The sequence below is a fragment of the Stenotrophomonas sp. P5_B8 genome, from assembly GCF_054049855.1.
In genome coordinates, this window is the sequence record NZ_JBFULO010000366.1 from 1 (window position 1) to 4,021 (window position 4,021).

Below are 4,021 nucleotides of genomic sequence, written 5' to 3' on the forward strand. Positions count from 1 at the left end.
GTCGACGCTGGCGATGGGCAGGTAATCGTCCTGCAGCGACTGCCTGCTGGTCACATCGGCCCAGCTCAGCAGCTTCTTGCCGTCCACCAGCACGAACGGCTCGACGCTGAAGCTGGCCTTGGCCACTTCCAGCGCGCCGTCTTCGCCGATCAATGCCTGTTCGCGGCCACCATCCAGGCCCAGTAGCGTCCAGTACGGCTGTTCGCCGCTGAAACCGCGCGGCACCGAACCGCGTGGCAGGTCGGCACCGACCGAGCGGATGAAGTCATTGGGGGTGTCGGCGAAATCCAGCGGTTTCAGGCTGATATCGCGGATGCCGTAGCGCCAGCTGGGGCCGCCCTTGAGGTCGAAACGCAGGTAGCGCGCCTCGGTATCGGGCAGCGCCAGCCAGTCGCGGTCACCACCGCCACCGACCACCTCGCGCACTTCCTTCCAGCTACGGCCATCCTGCGAGGTGCGCACCACGTACCGGGTGGCTTCCAGTCCCGGCAGCCACTGGATGACCGCACCGCCGAACTCGCGCACCTTGTGCAGGTCCAGGCTGATGGTCTGCTCGGCCACGCCGCCGCTGATCCACACCGTGTCCGGTTTGCCGTCGGCGATGCGGCTCTGCAGTGCGGTGGCGGTGTCGGCGATCACCGACGGCGTCAACGCCGAGGTATCCATCGGCGGCAGGCCCTGCAGGGTCAAGCGGTCGAAGCACACCGTGCCCTTGCCGCCCACCTTGCTGTAAATCGTGAATTCGATCGCGGCGCTGCGGGCGAGCGTGGTTTCCTTGGACGGCCCCCAGGCCTTCTCGATCTGGCGCGCGCGGTACTGCGCGCTGCTCCACGCCTTGGGGAAGGTGTAGCCGGGCCGGTTGACCCACCACACGTTGTCACCGCTGGCGTCGATCAGCTTGAACTGCAGGTCGTTGGACGGGGAGTCGCCGCGCAGCTGCAGGCCGAACTGGTAGTTGGCCGGGTACTCGATGCCCAGCTCGCGGCGGATGCCGACGTAGCCGGAAACGTCGTGAAAATCGTAGTCCACGCACAGCGCGCGCCCGCCGCCACTGCCGACCACGCTGCGCAGCGAACCGCTGACCTGGTCGGACACCACCAGCTTCCACGGACTCATGTCGTCGAAGCTGTCCAGCACCTTCGGTGCCGGCAACGCTGCCGGCGCGGCGGCCGGGGCCGCCATCGACCACATCAGCCCAAGACCCAGACCCACCGCGACGACGGCATGTTTCACCCTTTGACACTCCCCAGCAGCAGACCTTGGATGTAGTAACGCTGCAATGCCAGGAACAGCAGCAGCACCGGCACCACCGTGACCACCGCACCGGCCATCATCATCTCCACGTCCATGATGTGTTCGCGCGACAGGGTGGCCAGGGCGACTGGCAGAGTGTAGTGCTCCTGGTCGGTCAGCACGATCAACGGCCACATGAAATCGTTCCAGGCGCCCATGAAGGTGAAGATCGACAGCGTTACCAGCACCGGCTTGAGCATCGGCAGCACGATCTGGAAGAAGATGCGCATCTCCCCTGCCCCGTCCATGCGCGCCGCTTCCAGCAGCTCATCGGGGATCGAGCGTGCGTACTGGCGCACCAGGAAGATGCCGAACACGCTGGCCAACGCCGGCACGACCACGCCGCCGAAGCTGTTGACCAGGCCCAGCTGCTTCATCAGCAGGAACAGCGGCAGCATCGCCACCTGCGCCGGAATCACCAGCGCCGCCAGCAGCACCTGGAAGATGCGCTCGCGGCCGGCGAAACGCAGCTTGGCGAACGCATAGCCAGCCATGGTGTTGAGCAGCAGCGAGCCCAGCGTGATCGCCAGCGACACGCCCAGGCTGTTGATGAAGTTGTTGCCCATGCCGGTGCGCGCGAACAACTCGTGGTAGTTCGCGGTGGTCACCGAGGACGGCAGCAGCGGCGGCGGGAAATGCGCCGCCTCGCCAGTGGGCATGAACGACACCGACAGCATCCACAGCAACGGCGCCAGGCTGACCAGCGCCAGCACGGTCAGGCCCCCATTGATCCACCATGCATGCCAGCGCGACTGGCCGATTTCACGACTCATACCAACTGCCTCTTGCGGCCGAAACGCAGCATGACGCTGGTGACGGCCAGGATGATCAGGAACAGCAGGAACGCCACCGCGGAGGCACGCCCCAGGTTCCACCACTTGAAGCCTTCTTCGAACATGAAATACAGCACGCTGACGGTGCTCTGCAGTGGGTCGCCGCGGGTCATCACGTAGGGCTCGGCGAACAGCTGGAAGTAGCCGGACACGGTAATCACCCCGACCACCAGCAGCACCGGGCCGAGCATCGGCAGGGTGATGTGCAGGAACTGCTTCCAGCGCGAGGCGCCGTCGATGCGCGCGGCCTCGTACAGGTCATGCGGGATCGCCTGCAGGCCGGCCAGGAAGATCACCATGTTGTAGCCGAAGTTCTTCCACACCGCGAACAGCATGATGGTCGGCATGGCCCAGTTGGGATCGCCCAGCCAGTCGATCGGGCTGATCCCGAGGTGGCCCAGGCCGTAGTTCACCAGACCGTAGCTGGTATGGAACAGGTAGCGCCAGATCACCGCCACCGCCACCAGCGTGGTCACCACCGGGGCGAACAGCGCGGTGCGGAACAGCGCCTTGAAGCGCGCGGCCGGGGCGTTGAGCAGGATCGCCGCACCCAGCGACACCGCGATCGACATCGGCACGCCGACGATCACGAAGTAGGTGGTGTTCCACAGCGACTTCCAGAACATCGGGGTCTGCAGCAGGTCGATGTAGTTGCCCAGCCCGACGAAGCGCAGGTTGCCCCCGTCGGCCAGGGAGTACAGGTCGAAGTCGGTGATGCTCAGTGCCAGCGCCGAGAACACCGGGAGGCCGAAGAACACGCCGATGACCAGGATGGCCGGGCCGGCGAACATCCAGCCGGCGAGCGAACGCTGCTTCATTGCGCCGCCCCCACTGCGCTGGAATGCACGCCGGTACCGGCGGCCTTCTCCTGCGCATCGCGTTCATGCATCCAACGGCGCTTGGCGAGGACCTTGTCCACGCGCTTGTCCAGTTCCTTCACTGCCACATCCTGGTCGAGGCCACCACGCACCACCTGTTCGGTGATGATCCGCATTTCCTGCACGATCCGCTCCCACTCCAGCACCTTCGGCGTGGGCTTGACGCGTTCCAGCTGGTCGCGGAACGGCTGCGCCAGCGGGTCATTGGCCAGCGAGGGGTATTCCCAGGTGCTGCGCCGCGGCGGCAGGTCGCCGATGATGGAATGGAAACGTTCCTGGATCGCCGGGCGCGACAGGAATTCGATCAGCTTCCACGACGCTTCCTTCTGTTGCGAGGAGCGGAAGATCACCAGGCTGGTGCCACCGGCGATGCCTGCGCCCGGGCCGTCCGGACCCGGCAGTGCGGCGGTGCCCCACTTGCCTTCCAGTTCCTTGGGCTGCAGCTTCTTGAACTCGCGGATATTCCACGGGCCGGACAGGTAGAACACGTTGAAGCCGCGGAAGAACTCATCCCACACGTTGGAGATCTGCGTCTCGGACATGCGCGGTGCCCAGCCCTGGGCGAACATGTTTTCGTAGAAGCCCAACGTCTTGCGGAAGCCCGGGCTGCTGAAATTGCCGCGGGTGTCGTCATCGCGCAGCAGCGGGTCGGGCTGCTGCAGGGCGAAGGACAGCTGCTGCTCGAACTCGTTGATCGGCATCAGCACCGCATAGCGCTTGGGCCCCTGCATCTTCTTGATGGCCGCCATCATCTCGTTCCACTCCGCCCAGGTGCGCGGGGGGTGGTCGTAGCCGGCCTGGGCCAGCAGGTCCTTGCGGTAGTACAGCAGGCGCGTATCGACATACCACGGCACCCCGACCAGCTCGTCATGCACGACGTTGGTGTCCCAGATGCCCTGGAAGTAGTCGGCCGGATCCACCACCTTGGACTGGGCCACGTACGGCTGCAGCGGCACCAACGTGTTGAGCTCGGCGAACTCGGGGATCCAGGTATTGCCGAGCTGGCACACGTCCGGC

The 4,021-nt window shown here is 65.5% G+C and carries 4 protein-coding genes; all 4 read right to left on the bottom strand.

Features of this window, described 5'->3' with window-relative positions; all coding sequences use genetic code 11:
- Positions 1-1,182, bottom strand: a 1,182-nt coding sequence (locus ACXJKH_RS16430) for a discoidin domain-containing protein (RefSeq protein ID WP_457320899.1), incomplete at its 3' end; no start/stop codon positions are given.
- A 47-nt stretch (positions 1,183-1,229) separates the two neighbouring features.
- Complete coding sequence (locus ACXJKH_RS16435) at positions 1,230-2,066, bottom strand: carbohydrate ABC transporter permease (RefSeq protein ID WP_259203364.1); 837 nt, start codon at positions 2,064-2,066, stop codon at positions 1,230-1,232.
- The gene (locus ACXJKH_RS16440) at positions 2,063-2,944 is read right to left on the bottom strand and encodes a carbohydrate ABC transporter permease (protein ID WP_256775590.1); all 882 of its coding nucleotides are present in this window, start codon (positions 2,942-2,944) and stop codon (positions 2,063-2,065) included. The genes ACXJKH_RS16435 and ACXJKH_RS16440 overlap by 4 nt, the downstream gene beginning before the upstream one ends.
- Positions 2,941-4,021: sugar ABC transporter substrate-binding protein (locus ACXJKH_RS16445; protein ID WP_457320897.1), on the bottom strand; the 1,081-nt coding region annotated here is incomplete at its 5' end. The genes ACXJKH_RS16440 and ACXJKH_RS16445, both read right to left, overlap by 4 nt.